General features: G+C 43.8%; 16 protein-coding genes. 12 read left to right on the forward strand and 4 right to left on the reverse strand.

The features are described from left to right. Window positions 1–21: 21 nt before the first annotated feature. From LOZ91_RS06845 to LOZ91_RS06855, 3 genes are all read left to right on the forward strand, one after another. Window positions 22–792, forward strand: coding sequence for a 3-hydroxyacyl-CoA dehydrogenase (locus LOZ91_RS06845; RefSeq protein WP_005097220.1), 771 nt, complete (start codon window positions 22–24; stop codon window positions 790–792). A 247-nt stretch (window positions 793–1,039) separates the two neighbouring features. Next, entirely contained in the window at window positions 1,040–2,176 is a 1,137-nt protein-coding gene (locus LOZ91_RS06850; RefSeq protein WP_100355343.1) for an acyl-CoA dehydrogenase family protein, read from the forward strand. Window positions 2,177–2,443: 267 nt separating this feature from the next. Beyond that, window positions 2,444–4,090, forward strand: a complete 1,647-nt coding sequence (locus tag LOZ91_RS06855) for an AMP-binding protein (RefSeq protein WP_244782874.1) — start codon at window positions 2,444–2,446, stop codon at window positions 4,088–4,090. 254 nt (window positions 4,091–4,344) lie between these two features. Here LOZ91_RS06855 and LOZ91_RS06860 read toward each other — a convergent pair whose 3' ends face one another. Then, window positions 4,345–4,875 (reverse strand): pyridoxamine 5'-phosphate oxidase family protein, encoded by a 531-nt coding sequence (locus LOZ91_RS06860; RefSeq protein ID WP_004731434.1) that lies wholly within the window; start codon window positions 4,873–4,875, stop codon window positions 4,345–4,347. A gap of 482 nt (window positions 4,876–5,357) precedes the next feature. Here LOZ91_RS06860 and LOZ91_RS06865 point away from each other — a divergent pair, with 482 nt between their 5' ends. The 4 genes from LOZ91_RS06865 (at window position 5,358) to LOZ91_RS06880 (ending at window position 8,389) form a co-directional block, all read left to right on the forward strand. After that, a complete protein-coding gene (locus tag LOZ91_RS06865) occupies window positions 5,358–6,128 on the forward strand; it encodes a HesA/MoeB/ThiF family protein (protein ID WP_005106630.1) in 771 nt (256 codons plus the stop codon). Window positions 6,129–6,186: 58 nt separating this feature from the next. Next, the gene (locus tag LOZ91_RS06870) at window positions 6,187–7,485 is read left to right on the forward strand and encodes an AarF/UbiB family protein (protein ID WP_244782876.1); all 1,299 of its coding nucleotides are present in this window, start codon (window positions 6,187–6,189) and stop codon (window positions 7,483–7,485) included. Between the two features lie 129 nt (window positions 7,486–7,614). Next, window positions 7,615–7,995, forward strand: coding sequence for a dihydroneopterin aldolase (gene folB / locus LOZ91_RS06875; protein WP_074383219.1), 381 nt, complete (start codon window positions 7,615–7,617; stop codon window positions 7,993–7,995). After that, on the forward strand, window positions 7,952–8,389 hold the full coding sequence (locus LOZ91_RS06880) for a 2-amino-4-hydroxy-6-hydroxymethyldihydropteridine diphosphokinase (RefSeq protein WP_100355339.1): 438 nt from the start codon (window positions 7,952–7,954) through the stop codon (window positions 8,387–8,389). Before folB ends, LOZ91_RS06880 begins: the two co-directional genes overlap by 44 nt. A 596-nt stretch (window positions 8,390–8,985) precedes the next feature. Here the strand turns inward: LOZ91_RS06880 and LOZ91_RS06885 are convergent. Next, window positions 8,986–9,687: a VIT family protein gene (locus LOZ91_RS06885; RefSeq protein WP_005097209.1), complete on the reverse strand. Its 702-nt coding sequence runs from the start codon at window positions 9,685–9,687 to the stop codon at window positions 8,986–8,988. Between the two features lie 277 nt (window positions 9,688–9,964). Here LOZ91_RS06885 and LOZ91_RS06890 point away from each other — a divergent pair, with 277 nt between their 5' ends. Beyond that, complete coding sequence (locus tag LOZ91_RS06890; RefSeq protein WP_005097208.1) at window positions 9,965–10,666, forward strand: DUF1003 domain-containing protein; 702 nt, start codon at window positions 9,965–9,967, stop codon at window positions 10,664–10,666. Window positions 10,667–10,808: 142 nt separating this feature from the next. Here LOZ91_RS06890 and coq7 read toward each other — a convergent pair whose 3' ends face one another. Beyond that, window positions 10,809–11,444: a 2-polyprenyl-3-methyl-6-methoxy-1,4-benzoquinone monooxygenase gene (gene coq7, locus LOZ91_RS06895; RefSeq protein ID WP_100355338.1), complete on the reverse strand. Its 636-nt coding sequence runs from the start codon at window positions 11,442–11,444 to the stop codon at window positions 10,809–10,811. Between the two features lie 3 nt (window positions 11,445–11,447). Further along, a complete protein-coding gene (locus tag LOZ91_RS06900) occupies window positions 11,448–12,767 on the reverse strand; it encodes an MFS transporter (protein ID WP_244782878.1) in 1,320 nt (439 codons plus the stop codon). 174 nt (window positions 12,768–12,941) lie between these two features. Between LOZ91_RS06900 and LOZ91_RS06905 the strand changes: the two genes are divergently transcribed. The 4 genes from LOZ91_RS06905 to LOZ91_RS06920 all read left to right on the forward strand — a co-directional run bounded on the left by LOZ91_RS06905 (window position 12,942) and on the right by LOZ91_RS06920 (window position 21,311). Next, window positions 12,942–15,698, forward strand: a complete 2,757-nt coding sequence (locus tag LOZ91_RS06905) for an autotransporter assembly complex family protein (protein WP_074383215.1) — start codon at window positions 12,942–12,944, stop codon at window positions 15,696–15,698. A 36-nt stretch (window positions 15,699–15,734) separates the two neighbouring features. Next, window positions 15,735–20,258: a translocation/assembly module TamB domain-containing protein gene (locus LOZ91_RS06910; protein ID WP_244782879.1), complete on the forward strand. Its 4,524-nt coding sequence runs from the start codon at window positions 15,735–15,737 to the stop codon at window positions 20,256–20,258. Window positions 20,259–20,593: 335 nt separating this feature from the next. Then, a complete protein-coding gene (locus LOZ91_RS06915; RefSeq protein WP_244782881.1) occupies window positions 20,594–20,791 on the forward strand; it encodes a hypothetical protein in 198 nt (65 codons plus the stop codon). A gap of 316 nt (window positions 20,792–21,107) precedes the next feature. After that, window positions 21,108–21,311 (forward strand): hypothetical protein, encoded by a 204-nt coding sequence (locus LOZ91_RS06920; RefSeq protein ID WP_005097198.1) that lies wholly within the window; start codon window positions 21,108–21,110, stop codon window positions 21,309–21,311. The last annotated feature ends 64 nt before the right edge of the window (window positions 21,312–21,375 follow it).

Here is a 21,375-nt window from a genome sequence, read left to right on the forward strand (position 1 = left end):
GAAAATTATCAGGGAAGAAATATGAAAATTCAGGGAAAAGTCGTTGTGATTACCGGGGGAGCATCGGGTTTGGGTGCAGCGACAGCCACGCATCTGGTTGCACACGGTGCCAAAGTGATTCTGGTCGATATGAATCAAGAGCAGGGTGAGGCATTACAGCAACAACTGGGTGAGCAGGCTGAATTTGTACAGCTAGATGTCACCGATGAGCAGGCCGTAGAAACGTTCTTTGCACATGTCGAAAATGCGTATGCTCAACTGAATGGTTTGATCAACTGCGCAGGTATTGCACCTTCTGCCAAAGTGCTGGGGCGTAACGGTATTCATGAATTGGCGATGTTCCAAAAAGTGCTGAATATTAACGTGAATGGCACATTTAATATGCTACGTCATGCAGCGGCGTTAATTGCAAAATATGAACTGCAATCTGGTGAAGAAGAGCGTGGCGTGATTGTAAATACCGCTTCGGTCGCCGCTTATGATGGTCAAATTGGCCAGACCGCTTATGCTGCTTCCAAAGGTGCAGTGGTGGCGATGACTTTACCTTTGGCTCGTGAACTGGCACGTGAAGCCATTCGAGTGATGACCATCGCCCCGGGCATTATGGAAACCCCGATGCTAAAAGGTATGCCGCAAAATGTTCAGGATGCTTTGGGACAAATGGTGCCATTCCCATCACGTTTGGCTAAACCTCAGGAATTTGCCCAGCTGGTGGGGCATATTTTTGAAAATAGCTATTTAAATGGTGAAGTGATTCGTCTGGATGGCGCGATTCGCATGCAGCCTAAATAAGTCTTCGATTTATATAGGACATGATGATTTGCACAGCTGCCAGTTTCTCATTGAATTTAAATGACTTTGTTTAAGCATGCATTTTCTTTTGAAGGATCAAAAGAAACAAAAATCCTTTGCGAAACTGAAGATACATCCCTGTATCTCAGTTTCGCAGGCGACATCCATGCCGCCTTAACTGACGTTCCAACGATCTCAATAGTAAAAAGCTTGAAGTAAATAAAATAGATATAGAAAGGGAAGTTCAATGATTTTAAATGATGAACAAAAAATGATTCAGGACATGATGCGCAATTATTCGCAGCAGAAACTGAAACCAACAGCGGCCTTACGCGATAAAACAGCACAATTTCCTGCACAAGAACTCAAAGAACTGGGTGAGCTTGGCGCACTGGGTATGACCGTTGCTGAAGAATGGGGCGGTGCAGGTCTGGATTATGTTTCTCTGGTTTTGGCACTTGAGGAAATTGCCGCAGGAGATGGGGCAATTTCGACTATTATTAGTGTGCAGAATTCTTTGCCTTGTGGGATTACCCAGCGTTATGGCACCGAAGCACAGAAACAGCAGTATTTAACTAAACTGGCCACCGGTGAATGGCTGGGTTGTTTCTGCTTGACAGAACCTCAGGCCGGTTCAGATGCCAGTTCTTTAGAATGTAGGGCCGAACGTGATGGCGATGAATGGGTACTTAATGGCACCAAGCAGTTTATTACCACGGGCAAACATGCACAGATCGCATTAGTCTTTGCTGTGACAGATAAATTGGCAGGGAAAAAAGGCATTTCATGTTTTCTGGTACCGACCGATGCACCGGGTTATATCGTGTCACGCCTAGAGGAGAAAATGGGTCAGCATTGTTCCGATACCGCGACGATTGTTCTGGATAACTGCCGGATTCCGGTGGAAAACCTGCTGGGTCAGGAAGGTGAAGGCTACAAAATTGCCTTGTCCAATCTTGAATCTGGTCGTATTGGTATTGCAGCACAATCAGTCGGGATGGCTCGGGCTGCGCTGGATGCAGCGGTGGAATATGCCAATGAACGTAAAGCCTTTGGTGTAGAAATTGTGCAGCATCAGGCAGTGGCTTTCAGGCTGGCAGATATGGCGACACAAATTGAAGCGGCACGTCAGCTGACCTTGCATGCGGCAACTTTAAAAGATGCTGGTTTAGCCTGCTTAAAAGAAGCCTCAATGGCAAAACTGTTTGCATCAACCATTGCAGAACGGGTCTGTTCCGATGCGATTCAGATTCATGGTGGCTACGGTTATGTCTCTGATTTTCCAGTAGAGCGTATTTACCGTGATGTGCGCGTGAGCCAAATTTATGAAGGTGCATCGGATATTCAACGTTTGGTGATTGCGCGTGAAGTCTGTCAACGTTGATTTTGATTAAAAAATAGATTTTGGTCGATATTCAAATCTGGCATTTCGGTTGATGGATATGGAAATTGCCAGGATCAAGCAACCCTGATTAGCTAAAGACAGACAGTATGCAGAAGATAAATAAAGCAGCATGATTCATGTCTTAGTCATCAGGCATGAATTAGATGTGAAGAAACTATGCTGATGGAATCAGCAGGAACAACAACGATAAGTGGACACACTCAGGCAAGGTCGCCTGAAAAATACAACAGGATAGAGGTTGTCGTCATGAAGACACTAGAACAAGCATATGTTGATTTCAATTTTGAAAATATGGTTCAGGAACATCTGGCTGGAAATGCAGAGTCCATCAATGCCTATACTGAATGTTGTGGACGTTACCTTGGCCAAAACCGAACCGCACTGATCTGGGAAGGCAAAAATGGTCAAACAGAGCAGTGGACATTTGAACAATTGGCAACTGCTTCAGGACAGCTGGCCAATTATATGCATTCTCTGGGTTTAAAAGCAGGAGATTGTATAGCTGGACTACTGCCAAGAACACCTGCACTCTTAATTACTATTTTGGCCACCTGGCGGATCGGTGCTATCTATCAGCCTTTGTTCACTGCCTTTGAAAGTAAAGCAATTGAGCATCGTATGAGTACAGCCGCTACTCAACTGATTGTCACCGATCAAGAGCAGCGCTTGAAACTGCATGATCTGAATATTCCAAATATTCTGACCGTACATCAGGCAGTGGCAGATCATTATCCGGATGCTGACTTTTGGACCGAGTTAAAGCAGCAGTCAGAAGAGTTTGAGCCAGTGAGTGGCCAATTTAATGATATTTTTCTGATGATGTTTACTTCAGGCACCACAGGCTTGGCAAAATCGGTTCCTGTACCTTTAAAAGCGTTGTTGGCCTTTAAAGGCTATATGCTGCACGCCGTAGATCTGCGAGAAGAAGATTCCTTCTGGAATCTGGCCGACCCAGGTTGGGCCTATGGACTATATTATGGCATTGCGGGCCCGCTCAGTTTAGGTCATAGCATCATTATGGATGAACGTGGATTTAGCGTCGATAATGCTGTACATATCATTGAGAAATATAAAGTCAGTAACCTGACTGGCTCGCCAACTGCATTCCGGATGTTCTTTGGCTTTAAAGAAAAATTTGATGCAGGCATCAGTTCGCATTTGCGTGTGGTCAGTAGTGCAGGTGAACCGCTTACGCCTGAAGTGATCCAGTGGTTCAATCATGATTTAAATGTGAATATTTATGATCAATATGGACAGACTGAACTCGGTATGGTGATCGCCAATCATCATGGCTTGGAGCATCATAAAAAAGTGGGTTCAGCTGGATTTGCGATTCCGGGGCATCGCTTTGCGGTATTGAACGCAGAACATCAGGAAGTCGAAAAAGGCGGGATTGGAATCTTGGCAATTGACTGTGCAGCTTCACCCTTGATGTGGTTTAAAGGCTATGCCGGTCATAATCGAAAGTCTTTTGTCGGGCAGTATTATCTCACTGGTGATACCGTGAAGCTGAATGAATATGGCGGTATTGATTTTATTGGGCGTGCAGACGATGTCATTACAACTTCGGGCTATCGGGTTGGGCCTTTTGATGTAGAAAGTACTTTGCTTGAATGTGAAGAAGTGCTTGAATCTGCAGTCGTCGGCAAGCCAGATCCAGAACGTACTGAAATTGTGAAAGCCTTTGTAGTACTTAAATCAGCATATCCAGCCACTGAAGATTTGATGTTGAAACTGCAAAGTTATGTACGTTCACGCTTATCCAAACATGCCTATCCGAAAGAGATTGAGTTTGTGACGTCTTTGCCTAAAACATCGAGTGGCAAGATTCAGCGCAATTTACTCAAACAGCAGGAAGTTGCCAAACTTCAAGAGATGAAGCGAGTCAGTTAATTTTTCAAATTAATTGTTTGATTGAATGTTCAAAGGCTGCCATGGCAGCCTTTGGTTTTTTTAGGAAATAAATCTTCTACTTAAATTTTAGTCAGATATTGAGCTGATTTCCCCAAACTTATATCTTCAAGAGAGCAGATTGAGGCAAGCTAAAATTATAATTTTTATGTCATTACAGTAAAATTACATTAATATTTAAAATGAAATATATCAAAAATTTAGCCTCTTAATTTCAAGAGGCTAAATCTCATTCATTACCAGATATTACCTTGTAGATTCACTTTTTGATGTTCTGCATGAGGTTCGCCCGCTTCACCAGTTACGCCGCCTTTTAAGGCTTTAAAAAGCTGGGTGACTTTGTTGTCTGTCACATTCCAATATTCTGCGCTGACTGCTTCAGCAATCAATACCCGTACGGTAGGATCATCTTTGCCTTCAAACCAGTTTTCAGCCCACGGATTCCACAACTGTTCAATCAGAATGCGGTCAGTACTGATCTGGGCATGTGCACTAATCGACACGTAAATACCATCTGATGGTTTTGCAAAAGACAGACCAATCTGACCACGGCCTGTTTCTGCTGCTTTGACCAGATCATTGGTGTTACGCAGGATGAAATATAAGTTTTGACGTTCATTCATCTGCTCGGAGTTCAGCATGGTCATCGGCTGGGAGTGTATTTCATGTGTGTCGGTTAAATGGCTGATCATGGTGTAACGAACATCCTTGATCAATTCCCATAATTTTTCACGATTATCATGTTGAGTATTGTTATGCTCGGTCATGTATGTTCTCCATACGATTTTATGAAAGCTGAAAAGATTGCTTGGTATTTTCAGATTAATCATATTTAGAGACAGATGCCTTAGGTCTCACTGAACTCATACATTTTCATACTCAAATACAGGCAGAGACTACAGAATTGCTAAACAAGGCAGTTCTATTTACAGGGTAATTCAATAGCAAAGATTTTAAAAACTTCAGGTTTGACACCTTTTATAAATTAGAAGGAACAGTTTGCCGGAACCGTTTAATTGAGGTGATTCAAAAAATCTTGCCAAGCCATAGCGGCTGCATCTTGATACCGAACGTTTAGCTGATATGCTATTTGCCTCAACGATTGCCGAACCATTTATTGATGTGCTGTGAATTGAATGTGAGATTGATATTCCAGAGATTTATCAGCCTTTAGAAACTTCAGTAAAGCTAATTTTACGATCATTGTTAAAAATTTTCGAAACAAGGAAAGACGTTGTCTACATTTAACATGGATACCATATCCCCAGAATTCGAACTCACCGATGCTGAACTGCATCTGTATAGCCGTCAGATTCTTCTGGATGGCTGGGATATTGACGCTCAAGAACGGTTAAAATTTTCTAATGTCTGCATTATTGGTTGTGGCGGGATAGGCTGTGCACTGGCAGAACTTCTGGCACGTGCAGGTGTGGGAAAAATTACCCTGATCGATCCGGATACCATCGAGATGAGTAATTTACAGCGACAACTGGCATTTATACCGCAGGATATTGGATTTTATAAGGCAGAAACGCTGGCCAAAAGACTGAGTCAGGTTAATCCGAACCTACAAGTTGAATATGTGAATCAGGCCTTAACGGCTGAAAATGCAGTAAGTGTGATTGAGCATCAGGATCTGGTATTGGATGGCTGTGATCAGTTTGCCACACGTTATCTGGTCAATCAGATTTGCGTGGAGCTGAATGTGCCCTTATTGAGTGCTTCTGCGATTGGCTTGCAAGGTCAGCTATTTATGGTCGAAGGGGATTCCGCCTGTTATGCTTGCCTGTTCCCGCCAGAAAATCAGGCCGATGAAAGTCTGCGCTGTGCAGATTCCGGTGTACTGGCCACCACACCGAATGTGATGGCCAGCTTACAGGCACATCATGCCTTGTTATATCTGGGATTAGGTCAGATACCACTTCGACAAAAGCTGTTGTTATGGGATGGACTGAGTTTTAAGCAGCGGATTCTCGCTTTCGAAAAAGATACAGATTGCCCAATCTGTCAGGCAAGATAAGCCTGCAAAGTGAATTTTTTTTGCTACACTGCGTTTAATTAATTTTTCCTAAGACATTATGAAAAACAATATCTGGTTAGATGGAATACGTTCAGTTGCCCGTATGGGGGAAACAGCAGTCGTCGCGGCAAAGGCGGGCTTTAAATATGCCACTGAAAAGCCGAGCAATGCCAAACTCATGCGTGAAACTTTTGAATCCTTAGGTTCGACTTATATCAAGCTGGGTCAGTTTATTGCCAGCACACCGTCGCTGTTTCCACGTGAATATGTAGAAGAATTTCAGGGTTGTCTGGATCAGACTCCACGCTTGCCGTTTAGCTATATCCAGCAAGTGTTGGCTTCTGAATTTGCAGGTCGTAATCTGGACGAAATCTTTGCATCGATTGATGAAACGCCGTTAGCCTCTGCATCTATTGCACAGGTGCATGCGGCCAAACTGGTGTCTGGCGAAGATGTCGTGATTAAGGTACAAAAACCCGGTGTAGAGACTATTTTATATACCGACCTGAATGTATTGCATTGGGCGACCAAGTTGCTGGAAAAAGCAGTACCAAAAGTCAAGTTTGCTTCACTGGCCGATATTGTCGATGAAATCAAAACCCGTATGGTGCGTGAAGTCGATTTCATTGAAGAAGCCCAGAATCTGGATGATTTTGTTAATTACCTGAATATCACCAATAATAAGGCAGCGACTGCACCTAAGGTTTATCATCAGTATTCGACCCGTCGTGTGCTGACCATGCAACGCTTGTATGGTGTGCCATTGACCGATTTTGAAGTGGTCAAAAAAGTATCCAAAGATCCATCTCAAGTACTCATTACCGCAATGAACACCTGGTTTGGCAGCCTGATGATGTGTAACAGTTTCCATGCCGATCTGCATGCAGGCAACCTGATGCTGCTCGAAGATGGCCGTGTCGGTTTTATCGATTTTGGCATTGTTGGCCAGCTCAAACCTGAGGTATGGACGGCATGTATGGCATTTATGGATTCATTGCAACATACCAATTATGAGTTGATGGCACAGAACATGCTGAAAATGGGTATGACTGCTGTGCAGATTGATACCAAAGTTCTGGCAGCGGATCTTGAGCGTTTATTCAGTGGCGTATTGATGGCAGACCCTCAGGAGCTGTTAACATCAAATCCGGCTGATCTGAACGATATCATGATGGATATGGTGGCTGTGGGTGAACGTCACGGCATCCGCTTCCCGCGCGACTTTGCTTTGCTGTTTAAGCAAATGCTGTATTTCGACCGTTTTATGCGAATTTTGGCACCATATACCGATATCTATGCCGATCAGCGTTTGCAAATGGTGCAGAGCATGGATCCGAATCTGCTGTTAAAGCATTAATCTTAAACCCATCTAGACTTGGAAAAATCCCCCTAAATCCCCCTTTTTTAAAGGGGGACTTTAAAAGCTCCTCCCTTTAAAGAGGAGCTTGAGAGGGATGTGGTCAGTATTAAATTCTCGAGCAATCCAATGGACGCCATTATTATTGAAGGTTTAAAGGTTGAGACAGTCGTGGGCTGCTTTAACTGGGAGCGTCAAATTATTCAGCCTCTAATGCTGGATTTGACCATTCAAACCGATTTAGAACAGGCATCAAATTCAGATGCTCTTGCAGATACGCTGAATTATGCAGAAATTTGTGAGATTTCAGCCAAGGTCATTCAAGAAGCTCAGCCTGAATTGATTGAACATGCAGCAAAGTTAGTGCTGAATGCACTTTTTACTACCTTTACAGCAATTGAATCGATTAATATTACGATCCGTAAGCCTGCCATTATCGCGCAAGCCAATTCTGTAGGGATACGTCTTGAACGCCACCGAAACGATTTTCGCTCTAGCATTAGCGAGTAATTGTCATCCTCAGCAACATTTTCAAGCTGCACAGCAAGGTATTTCTGAATGGGGAGAAGTCCAGTTCTCTCCCATTTATAGGATTCCTTGCCGGGATGGCATTGGAGCTGACTACTGGAATGCGGCATGTCTATTAAAAAGTTCGGTGTCGAGTGCAGAAATTATTGAGCTGCTCAAACAGCTGGAACAGGCATCAGGGCGGACACGTCCATCGCATCAAATTACCCTGGATGTAGATCTGATTGCCTGGGGATCAGATCTTCGACATATGCAGTTTAATGAAAAAAAATTGCCCCTGGCTTTGGATGTAAAAGTTCCCATGTTTGATATCTGGCAAGACCCTGTATTCGAGCATGAGTTACATTGTTTCCCAAGAGTTGAACAGCTGATTTAAATCAAATCACCTAATTTTTTGCTGATGTAATTTATGCAATACGAATGTTTAAAAGCCTGATCAAGCAAGATCAGGCTTTTTTATGATGCAGTTTTTTGTTTTTATATGAAAAGAAAAATTCAGATAAGATGGCTCAGGTGGAGTTTAGGAATCATTTAAAAATGAAAATATTGGAAATTGTGGTTTCGGTGATTTTAATCCTTGGGATCCTTTATGTGATCCAATGGGGATTTCATGGTTTTCCGACAGGGAATTAATATTTGATTGATTTAAAGCTCTGGAATTTATTTTAAGCTCGATAAAAAACCTCAAAGTAGCAAGAAATGAATCATCGCTATTTCACTTTTTCTTGTTATAAAAAATGATCAGCAATACGATAATGATCGCCAAGATGGCAAGAATGATCGTAGTTTCCATAACAATACCTCTCAGACATAGATCTTAAGGTTTAAGCGTCTAAATTAAAACTGAACGTAAATTAAAATAAACTCAAGTTTTGTTAGAGCCGTTAGTTTTTCGAAAAAACATTTTTCAGTGATGTTAATAGAAGAACCGCTCAATCCTATTCTGTATTTAACTAAAAAATAAACCCATATTTAGGCAACAGACACATTAAATAATGATCCGATCCACGCACTGAATAACATGGCGATAATTCCCCACAGCATCACCCGAACTGCACCTCTCCAGACGCTCACTCCACCGGCATAGCTCGCCAGTGCACCCATCATCCCCAAACTTAAAACGCCAATCAGCATGACGCCTTTATCCAGATAGTGTTCCGGTAGAATCATGATTGAAATTAAAGGAAATAATGAACCTACCGTAAATGCCATAGCCGAAGAAAATGCAGCGAGAAAGGGCTGAGCCGAGGTATGTGCTGAAATACCAATTTCATCCCGGGCATGGGCATCCAAGGCATTATGGTCGGTCAACTGTTCAGCGACCTGTTGTGCCAAAGCGGGTTCCAGACCTCGTTGTATATAAATCGTTTTGAGCTCATTTAATTCATGGGTGGGATGGCGTTGCAGTTCGCGCTCTTCCATGAGTAGATCATTGGTTTCAATATCTTGCTGGGATTTTACTGAAATATATTCACCAGCTGCCATTGATGCGGCGCCAGAAATCAATCCGGCAACACAGGTTACCAATAAAATTTCAGTGGATGCTCCACTGGCTGCGATACCCACCACCAGACTGGTGACCGAAATAATCCCGTCATTTGCCCCCAGTACAGCTGCACGAAGCCAGCCCGCACGTTCGATATAATGTTTTTCAAGATGGTATGAATGGCGCACAATGAAGCCCTTTTTTATTATCATTATGATTATAGTAAATTTAAGTCATGTATAGATAGTAGGATTGAATCGATCTGAAAATTACCTTGAATGATCAGATCATAGTGCGCTTGGTTAAGTATTTTATCAATCCAAAATAAAACCGAGGTGAAATTCATTTATTCAAAAGACCAGACGGACTTGATATATAATTGATATCCAAGGGATCAAATTTATTTAATAAAAACAATTATATAAAAATTATAGCTGAGTGAGCTGGTTTAAAAAGAGAATTATCATGAAAGAAAAAAATGAGAGCCATAAATGTTTGGTGTGCGGCAAGCACTTTCTTCTGAAAGATCTTACTCCGATGGGAACGGTCAGAAAAGTCATTACTGAAGAGATTGGCAAGGATATTCCAGTCTGGACGCCGCAAGATTATATTTGTCAGACAGATCTAACCCGCTATCGTATGCAGTATGTACATTCATTATTAAGTTTGGAAAAGGGTGAGGTCACAGATCTTGAGGTCGAAGTGATTCATAGCATGCATCAGCATGAACTGATCACCAAAAATGTGGAAACGGAATTAGAGCAAAAGTGGACCTTGGGTGAAAGGCTGGCCGATAAAGTTGCAACTTTTGGTGGAAGCTGGGTCTTTCTGATCTGTTTTGCAATTTTTCTAGGTCTATGGATTACGATAAATACTGTGGTGATGGTGACTCAGCCTGCAGACCCTTATCCATTTATTCTATTGAATTTAATCCTTTCCTGTCTTGCGGCGATTCAGGCACCTATTATTATGATGAGCCAGAACAGACAGGAAGCAAAAGACCGCTTACGTTCGCAAAATGATTATCAGATCAACTTAAAAGCTGAACTGGAAATTCAGCATTTACATGAAAAATTAGATCATCTGCTGCTGCATCAATGGGAACGGTTGGCGCAAATCCAGGAAATCCAGTTAGACCTACTTTCTGAAATGAGCAAAAAAGATTAAAAGGATGCTGTGGAGAATCTCTATCATTTTATAGAGCTTATAAGTAATAAGATCGCCAGATGCCTTGAGTTTATTATCTCGCTCAAGATTTGAAGCGTAATAAAAAGCCCACAATGCGTGGGCTGAGATCGGATCGATCTTTTTAAATAAAATAACTGGTCTTGGTCATGAGTTTGGAAATAGCTGTCATGGTGATTTTGACCGGAGCAGGCAGATCTACACCGCCTGCCTTCAACGCTGTATCCCGATGATGCAGCTCATCTTCATTCATCTGTTCCAGAATGCGCCGAGAACGCTCATCTTGCGGCGGCAACTGACTGATATGATGCTGCAAATGCATGCTCACCTGACGTTCAGTTTCTGCGACAAAACCCAGACTGTATTTATCACCGGCAATTCCGGCCAGCGCGCCCATACCAAAGGACAGACCGTACCAGACCGGATTGAGCAGACTGGTATGGCTATCCAGTTCTTTCAAGCGGTCTTCACACCAGGCCAGATGATCCTGTTCTTCAACTGCCGCCTGTTCCATTTCACGACGCACATTCGGAAGTTTTGCCGTCATGGCCTGACCATGATAGAGCGCCTGTGCACAAACTTCACCACTATGATTGACCCGCATCAAACCTGCCACATGACGGGCATCGCTCACCGTCAATTGTGTTTCTACCGGTTGGGCTGGATTTTCACGTTGTGCCGATGTCGTGCCCGGGACGAGACTGCGTAATGCCTGATCAAAAGAATGAATCAGCTTGTCGACACCTGTATATTGACGCATGAATTAATCCTCCAAGGGTGTTTTCGCGGTTTTGATCATGGGTTTGAGTCGGAAAAGCAGCCATAGGGTAAACAGGCCGCTTAACACTGCGGTAATACAAAAAAGTATTTTAAGATCAAGCTCTAAAACACTTAAAATAATAATCGAAAATATAGCAGAAGATACCATGAAAACGGCATTCAGAATGTTATTTGCTGCAACCACACGCGCACGATGTGAGCGGGGAGAATGCGCCTGCATCATGGCATAAAGCGGTACGATATAAAAACCGCCACTAATCCCGAGTAAGGTCACTGCCAGCATCACATGGTAATAACTCCAGCCTTGCTGAAACACATCAGCCAGACCGATTAATTCACCGGTACGTGCTGGAACAAAGGCCAGACTTGCGGCCAGATACAGGGCAAAGACCACCAGACCAATAGCACCAAATGGCACCATCTTGATATTGACCTGGCTGCCACCGATTTTGCGGCATAAATATGAACCTAGCCCGATTCCGACAGAAAAGAAAGTTAAGAGCAGGCTGGCAACATTTTCAGAGGCATGCAGATTTTGCAAGGTCAGTTGAGGGATTTGAGTCAGATAGGTTGCGCCGTAAAACCAGTACCATGAGTTACCCAATAAAATGGTAAAGACTAATGGCAAACCCTGAGCATATTTTAATGTTTGCAAGCTAGTACGGAAAAAATTCCAGTCAATTTGCAGTTCTGGTGCAGGGATATTTTGTTTGAGAATATAACGACTCGATCCATAACCAATCAGGGCTATCACAACGACTGTTAAACTGATCCAGATCAGGTTGCCAGAAGATGCAGCAATGACCGCGCCACCCAGAATCATACCGAATAAAATCGCCAGCGATGTTCCGGACTGAAACAGGGCATTGCCAGACATCAGCTCATTGGGTTTTAGCACTTCCGGTAAAATGGCATATTTGATCGGGCCAAAGAAGGTGGACTGGGTTCCCATCAGGAATAAGGCAAATAACAGAATCCAGAGGTTGCCGAGCAGGAAACCCACGGTTCCCAACAACATAATCACAATTTCCAGAATCTTTAAATAGCGAATCAGCTGTGAACGTTCGTATTTATCGGCAATTTGTCCGGCGGTGGCTGAAAAAATAAAATAAGGCAGGATAAACAGCAAAGCAGCCAGATTATTCAAGGTGCTGATGCTGGCCGATTGTTGCTGAATCCAGCCGTAGGTGATGACCAGGAGTAACGCTTGTTTAAATACATTATCGTTTAATGCACCAAAAAACTGCGTCAGAAACATCGGTAAAAAGCGCCGAGAAGCTAACAAATGTTCATTTTTGTTCATATAGAGCGTGCTACATTAAGTTTTATTAAGAAATGTCAGTTATGCGTAAACATTGAGAAAAATCATGTAAGATACTTTCAGCCATGTAAAGGTAAAAACCAATCAATTAAGCTCTTTAGCTTATATTTTTCGGTCAAATAATCAATTAAAGAATGTATTCGTTTCGAGTTTGCCATGCCTGCAAAGAAAAAATTTAAAAAAACGATGCTTCATCGCAGTATGGGGTCGCTTATACCACTTCAGAGTGGGGCACAGCTGTGTATGAGCATTTTTTTTATGATGTTATCCCATCAGAGCATGGCACAAACCGAACAGCCTGAAACACCTGTGGCCATTTCTCAGGCAGAAATGGTAGATGAACTGTCCAAAGAAGCGATGCGACAGGGACTGGTCACATCTGAAAATGAAGCCACCGAAAAAATTGAAGAAGCGATACAGCCGGAAGCATCTGTCGACAGCATGTTGATGCTGGAACAACAGCAAAATGCAGGCTCCGGTCTGGACGTATTTACACCGATCCAGTTCGATGATCTGGAAGAGCTGCCGATCCAGTCCATTGACCAGAACATGGCGAATGAAATTTATCGTGAGGCCGAGCAAGCCAAGCAGGAAGCACAAAATTATCGCAATACCCAGACCGCTGAAACAGTCGTAGCAGATATCAGTCAGCAAGAGTTACTTGAAATCAATCAGGCACCTGTAAATGTCGACCAGTTGATGCAATCGATTCAGGCAGACAGCCAGATTATTGTACAAAATAATGAAGCCGGCATGACTTTGCCAGAAGTAACGGGGCCACTTGTTGCTGAAGATGAGAAACGTCCCAATATTTTTAAACGACTATTTTATAAAATCCGTCCGCCACGTCAGATCATGACCGCGAGAGTTCCGCGAATTAGTGCGGATGTGGTGATTATGAACGGCGAAGGTATTGCGCAAAGCAATGGTATGCTGAATCGTAGAGCTGAGCCTGAAGGCTATCTGAATTTAAGAAATAATGTCAAAGCCAAACTGTCCAGTTTTACCCAGGAGTCTTTTGGCGACTTTAATTCCGCTTTGCCACAACTGCGAACCTTGTCCCGACAGGCGGCACAGGCAGTCGGTTATTACAATGCCCAGTTCAGGTTTGAAAAAATCTCTGATAGTCGCGTTCGGGTTTTTGTCACCCCGAATGAACCTGTGCTGATCACTACACAAAATCTGGAATTTAGCGGAGCGGGTGCGGAACAGCCGCAATTCCAGGTCATCAGTCTTTTGCCTGAGCAGGAAGAGGGCGATATTTTCAATCACGGCAATTATGAACAGACCAAACAACGGATTAATACTGCCGCCAATAACAACGGTTATTTTGATTCATACTGGCGCTTGCATGATGTCAAGATTGCACAGCCACAAAATACGGCCGATGTAAATCTACGTTTCGAGACAGGCGAGCGTTACAAGCTGGGCAATGTCGAGTTTAGAATGAGTGATCCTGAAAAGGAATTTCCGCTGGATCGTGATGTACTCGAAAGTCTGGTCACCTGGAAAGATGGTGCAGACTATACCTTCTGGCGAGTGAATAGCCTGGCCAATAACCTGACCAACTCGCGCTATTTTAACTATACCCTGGTGGACGCAATTCGCCCTGATCCGGTTGACAGGGAGCTGGAGCTGGCACCGGATATTCAAAGCCTGATAGAAGAACAGAAACTTTCTGAAGATCAGGCGACTGCGACACAGCCTGATCGCTCAGTGGCATCTGCTAAAGAAGTCACTCAAAATGTCGTCGATGAAGACCAGTTTGCCGGTAGCCGCGATCAGGAAAATCCAAATTTAAGAAGCTTGCGGGTCGAGCAGCAGACCAAAGAAAATGAGCAGGAGCGTTTAAAGGCACAAGCGCGGGAAGAGAAGAAAGTTCCAGTGATTGTGACTTTAAATGCAGACCGTTTAAACAGTGCTGAACTGGGTCTGGGTTATGGAACAGATACCAATATCCGTCTACGTGGTCAGTACCGCCGCGCCATTGTAAATAAGCGCGGACATTCTTTTGATGCCAACCTCGAGTTGTCCGGTATCCGGCAGTCCATCGATGGTCGTTATAACATTCCTTATCACCATCCGCTGAATGATTATGTCAGTATTGTCGGTGGTTATGAGCGCGAAGAACGTGATGGCGTGGCTCAAGGTGAAGGTCTGCAAATTGAATCGGCAGTGCTGGGTGTAGACCGGATTATTAAAAACCCGCTGGGTAACTGGCAGCGTACTTTTGGAGCGCGTTACCGTCTGGATCGCTTGAAGCAGAATGGTTCTGTTGATTTTAACCAGATTCCGGAAGCGTTTCGCTTTAATACCGAAGATGAACAGCAGTCGTTACTGGTCGGTTATGAAGTTTCACGTACCGATACCGATCGTCGGGTCAATCCGACCAAGGGTTTCAAGCAGACCTACAAAGTCGAGCTGGGTAGTGAGGCGTTATTGTCTGATGCAGATATGGCGATTGTAAATGCAGGCTGGCGTTTTATCTATTCATTGGGTGAAAATGCAGATCATCAGTTTGTTGGACGTGCCGATGCCGGTTATATCTTCACTGAAGATTTTGCCAAAGTGCCGTATAACCTGAGATATTTCACCGGTGGTGACCAGAGCATTCGTGGTTTTGATTACAAGAGTCTTTCTCCGGAAATTGAAGGCTTTAAAGTCGGTGGTCAGGCCTTAGGGGTTGCTTCCTTAGAGTATAACTATCAGTTTAGGGAAGGCTGGCGTGCTGCGGTTTTTGCAGATGCCGGAAATGCTTATAATAAAGAGTTCAGTAATCCGACCGAATATGGTGCGGGTGTGGGGATACGTTGGGCCTCACCGATTGGACCGATTCGTATCGATGTGGCGACTGGATTGTCTGATGACAATCACCCAATTCGTCTGCATTTCTTTATTGGTTCGCAGTTATAAAACATCATTTTTTAAAAATAGTTATTTGGGTACATCATGGTCGAGAACCAACCACAGCCAGAACAACAACCACAAGATAGCGTTGTGCCGAAAAAGCGCCGTATATTGAGAAGTATCCTGTTGTCGGTACTTTTCTCACTCATTTTCCTGCTCTCTGTGCTGGCGCTGCTGTTTTCGACCAATCAGGGCAGTAAGTTCCTGCTAGATCAGGTATTACAACGCCAGCAAATTATTCATTATGAATATGAAGGCGGAAATTTATGGCGTGGAATTATTCTTAAAAATGTGCTGGTCAGCCTGAAACCGGTCGATGTCAAAATTGATCGTGCTGATGTAAAACTGGGCTGGCGGGCGATCATCAAAAAAGAAATTCATCTGAATGAAGCAGATGTCCGTAACCTGCAAATTATTAATAAAACTCCGTCTAGCAGCGAACCTTTCAAGTTCAATGCCATCCGTTTGCCTTTTGTGCTGCGCGTCGATCATCTGCTCCTTGATCATCTGGTGATTAAAACCCAAACCACGGCAGTTGATTTTTATAATATCGAATTAAATGATGCGCTCTGGTCTGGTACCGAATTAAACTTTGAAGATTCCCGCATGGATATGGGTTATCTCTCGGTGCGTGAAGCGACGGGTAAAATGCAGTTTGAAGGCAAATATCCACTGGATGCCCGCGCAATCGTCAATCTGCCTTCTTTAAGAGACAGCTTGAATATTCATGATATTCAGGTTCGGGCGCGTGGCACGCTGGATACGATTCAGGCAGGCGTAGCGACCAATACACCCGATTTATTAACCGGTTGGGCCATCGTACATCCAATGCGGCCCCAGGTGCCGATGCGTGGCGAGTTAAAATTTAAGGATTATAACTGGCCGATTCTGACTGAGCAGAAACTGTTTACGAAAGACGGGATTGCCGAGTTCAATGGAGATATCGATCGTCTGGACTTGAACGTCCGTACCGACCTGAGCGGTGAAAATATTCCACAAGGCCAGTATAACGCGGTGATGTATACCGATCTGGTCAATCAGCTCAATATTACCGATCTGAATGGCCAGCTGATGAAAGGTGCGGTTAGCCTTGCCGGGACAGTGGGCTGGAACGAACAGGTAAGCTGGGATCTGAACGGACGATTAAACGGAATTGATCCTAAGCATGAACGTATCCCGCAAGTCGTACAAGACTTTTTACCACCTAGCCTGGATGGCAATATTGCCTCAAAAGGCAATCTGGAAAATGGCCCGCATCTGACGGCGCTGGTAGATTTTGACCGTTATGAAACTTGGAATATCAAACTGGATCAGAATCCGGTTAAAGACAATAAAGCACAACCGATGCTTCTGGATGTTGCCTGGCAAAATATCGACCGCGCCGTACCCTATGTCGGCTGGCTCAGCAGTCAGTCTGGCGATGTGAAACTGGCACTGGTCGAAGGCCAGCAGAATATTCATGTGGCAACCAAAGTCGAACAGCACGAACAAGGTCTTCTGCCAGCAGGCATGTATCAGGCCAAACTGGATCTGAAAAATAATATTCTAAATGTGCCGAGCTTCAATTATAGCGCCAATGCACAGGCAGGTAGCTTAAGCGGTCATGCGCGAATTGAACTGCCACAAGAAAAACGCCAGTTGAAATGGACTGCATTATTAAACGCCAAGGACTTAAATACCCGAAGTCTGGCTGCGGCTTCACCGATAGACCGTTTAAATGGCCAGATCAAGGCCAATGGCTATGCACAACCCAATCAGCAGATTATTAAACTGTCTAATGTAGACCTGACTGGGCGCCTGGCAGAACAGAACGAAACAGTACGTCTGACCGGTAACAGTACCATTGCTTTATTATTCCATAATGAAAAAGCCGGCGGTGGTTTTAGAGGCTATGCAGTCAATTATGATGGGGCTTTAAATGCCAGTCAGTTGCAAGCCAGTCAGGGAATCCTGAAACTGCGTGTTTCAGGTACACCAGAAGTATTGAGAGTCAATGAATTGCGTCATGATGGTATCGCTGGCAAGATTAATGCCAATGGTCTGGTGAATCTGGCAAATGGTATTGACTGGGATATTAACGCTTCATTAATCCGCTTTAAGCCGCAATATTTTAATGCCAACCTGAAAGGCGAGTTGTCGGGCAATGTAAAAACCCAAGGGGTTTGGTCAGATGCCTTAAAACGCATTCAGATCCAGCGTTTGAATCTGGCCGGTATGTTAAATAACAAGCCGGTACGAGGCACAGGTAATTTATCAGTCATTATTAATTCAAATCAGCGTGGTTTTGTTCCAGAGCAGTTTGAAGCCAATAACCTGTTCCTGTCTTATGCCAGCAACCAGATTCAGGCCACCGGCAATGCGCAGAATCTGCAACTCAAAGTCAACGCACCAGCATTGTATGAGTTATATCCGGGCTTAAGAGGTCGTGCGCAGGGCTATATCAATATGCAGGCGCAGCCACGTTTGCAGGCTTCGGCAAATCTTTCGATTGATAATTTTGCCTTTAAAAACCTGATGAGTGTGCAAAAAATTCGTGTCCGCGGGCAGTTGCCGACCTCGCAGACCACAGCAACCTTATTAACTGCCACAATGGATCGCTTGCGTAGCGGTTCACGGGAAATTGTACGCGGGGAAATATCACTTGCCGGTACTCGTGCGGCGCATATCCTTAAAGTTCAGGCAGAAAATAAACTGTCAAAATTCTTTGTGCAGCTGGCCGGTGGCTTTAATGCACAAAATAACTGGCTGGGTCAGATTCAAAAAGGTGATTTTGACTCTTTGCGTGCTCATTTAGTACAGCGTCAAAATGCGGCAGTGATTTATAATGCGGCCCAGTCTGATCTGTTTGTCGGTGCACATTGCTGGATGAGTCAGCAAAGCCAGTTGTGTTTTGATCAACCGATTCGGGTCAATAAAACCCGTGGCAGCGTATCCTTTGTGACCCAAAACCTGGATCTGGATGATTTCAGTGCATTCCTGCCTGAAGGGCTGGCATTGACCGGTAAAGTGAACGGTTATGCCAAGGCAGCCTGGGCGCAAGGTGCTAAACCAAAAATCGATGCGCGTCTGGTCACCCGAAGTGGTGTGGTCGGCTTATCTTCGGAAGACCCGGATTATTTAGGTTCTACCCTAAAATATGATGAAGTGGGTCTGGTGGCAAAAAGTGTCGCAGAAGGCTTACAAGTTCGACTGGATGTAAAAACTCCGGATATCGGGACAGGGTATGCCAATGTCATTATTGATCCATATCGGGACAGTAAACCGATGCGTGGCGAAATTGCCTTTAATCAGGTACAGCTTAAAGTCTTTAAACCCTTTATTCAGGACATCCGTAATCTGGATGGCACCTTGTCCTATGCCGGAAAAGTGAGTGGAACCTTAACTGATCCTTTGCTGGAAGGTGAGGTTCGAGTCAAAGATGCTTCGATCAGCATGATCTCCTTGCCGGTGAATCTGACCAATGTGCAGTTGTATTCATCGATACGTCAGAATTCTGCCAGTATTAATGGTGCATTTAACAGTGGTCGTGGCGTGGGTAAATTGACCGGTTCAGTCGACTGGAAAGGTGATCCGCGAGTGCAGTTAAAACTGCAAGGTGAAAATCTGCTGATTCGTCAGGCACCTTTAATTACTGCCGTGGTTACGCCCGATTTAACTTTGGACATGTATCCATTCAATAAAAAGCTGAGTCTAAGTGGTACGGTTGATGTGCCACGTGCACTAATTTCTATGCCTGAAGCCTCAGAACCTGTGGTTGGACTTTCTTCAGATGTACGTGTCGTGCGTGAAGGTGATGACCAGCTGGCTATTCTCAAATCTGCCCGTCCTTGGGATATTCGGGCTGATGTGGCGGTTTCTCTGGGCAATCAAGTGATATTCCAGGGCTTTGATAGCCGTATTCCGCTATTGGGCCGGGTCAATCTGTCACAGCGGGGTCTGGAAACTGCGATGCGTGCCAATGGTGCGATCGGGGTATCACAGCGGGTGAAAATCGAAGCTTATGGTCAGAGTCTGGATCTGAACCGTGCCATTGCCCGTTTTAATGGTGAGTTGACCAATCCGACGCTGGATGTTGATGCCAATAAGTCGGTTCAGGGAAGTACGGTCGGGGTACGGGTGACGGGCACTGCTTCAAGCCCAAATATTCAGATTTATAATGATGCTGGCTTGTCAGAGCAGGAAGCTTTAAATGCCTTGATTACTGGTCGTATCAACGAAGGTGCATCCGGTTTAAGTCAGGCTGAAGGATTCAGATCTGATGTGAATAATACCATTGCCGCAGCAGGTATCAGTCTGGGCCTGGGTGGAACCCGCGCGCTGACCAACCAGATTGGACGGACGTTTGGCTTGAGTGGTTTGGCACTAGATGCACAAGGAACAGGGGATGATACCCAGGTGTCGGTGACCGGCTATATTACCCCTGATTTATATCTTCGTTATGGCGTCGGAGTTTTTACCCCGGTGAACAAACTGACTTTACGTTATCAGGTGAATCAGCGTCTTTACTTGGAAGCGAGTCAGTCCTTAGAACGTGCAATTGACTTGTTCTATAATTGGCGTTTCTAATCATAAGGACAGATAAATATTTTTAAATGATTGCTAGATTTCATTAGATATCTTTAATTGATCAAAAAATGTTCAATTTATTCATATTTAAATAGATGCTGAAAATACCCTCATCCTTCTGGGATGAGAAGCACTGCTTCGCAAGAGGATGAGGGTATTTTATTTATAATGATTAAAAAATGACTTATCAAAGAACGCTAGTATCTATTGATATGTATCTGGCTTGAAAACCGCAATATAGACCCGGTTACACAAATGATCATGCTTGACCCTTGAATGAAACGATCAAATGTTTGAGCATGATATTTTCTGGGTTATAGAAGTGATGGATCGCCATGATAGATGAAGAAAAGCCGTTAAACTTCGATGATGACAATGAGCCTCAAGATTTCGAAGATGAAGAGTTTATCGATGATAAGAAAGAGGATGAGCTGTACAACACGATTACCAAAGATGGTTCAAGTGTTGATCCTGCAGATGATGGCACGCGGCATATTCGCCCTGAAGATGGTAATCCCATAGAAGTTGAATAGTAAAGAAAAAAGTCCAATTCAATATTGGGCTTTTTATGTTCGTGATTTTCTTTGTCATGAAGTACAGTGCTTTGGGTATACACCTGTAGAAGCAATGAATATCAGAATTTAAGCGCAATGGGCTGCAAAAAAGTTGTGAAATATGGCTGAAATTATGTTTCTGTTACATCCTTAAGAAAAATGAATGAAGCAATAAATCAGCGCTAAAATATAAAAAATCAATCAAATCAGATCATAATAAATTGAAAATCAATAAAGCCTTAATAAAATTAGGTGTATATTGAAAGTACAATTTCACTCATCAGAGTATGTTCGCATGGCAACTAAATTTATAATCCGTTTTGCAATGATTCTATTCGCTGTACTTATTTTGACTGCGCTTTCGATTCAATTTTTCTTTGATCCAGAAGTGACTGTGGTTTTATGGATCTTCGCTGTACCCTTTATTCTGGGGGTGCCAATTTTAGCCTCTGTCGTATTGGCAAGTAATGAGGAACTGGATATTCATAGCGTAAATTAAATTGAAAAAAGCCCTCATTTTTTGAGGGTTTTTTATGATATAAAGATGCTTAAATAGCCTGAGC

The organism is Acinetobacter sp. F-1, assembly GCF_022869025.1.
Lineage (GTDB): Bacteria > Pseudomonadota > Gammaproteobacteria > Pseudomonadales > Moraxellaceae > Acinetobacter > Acinetobacter pseudolwoffii.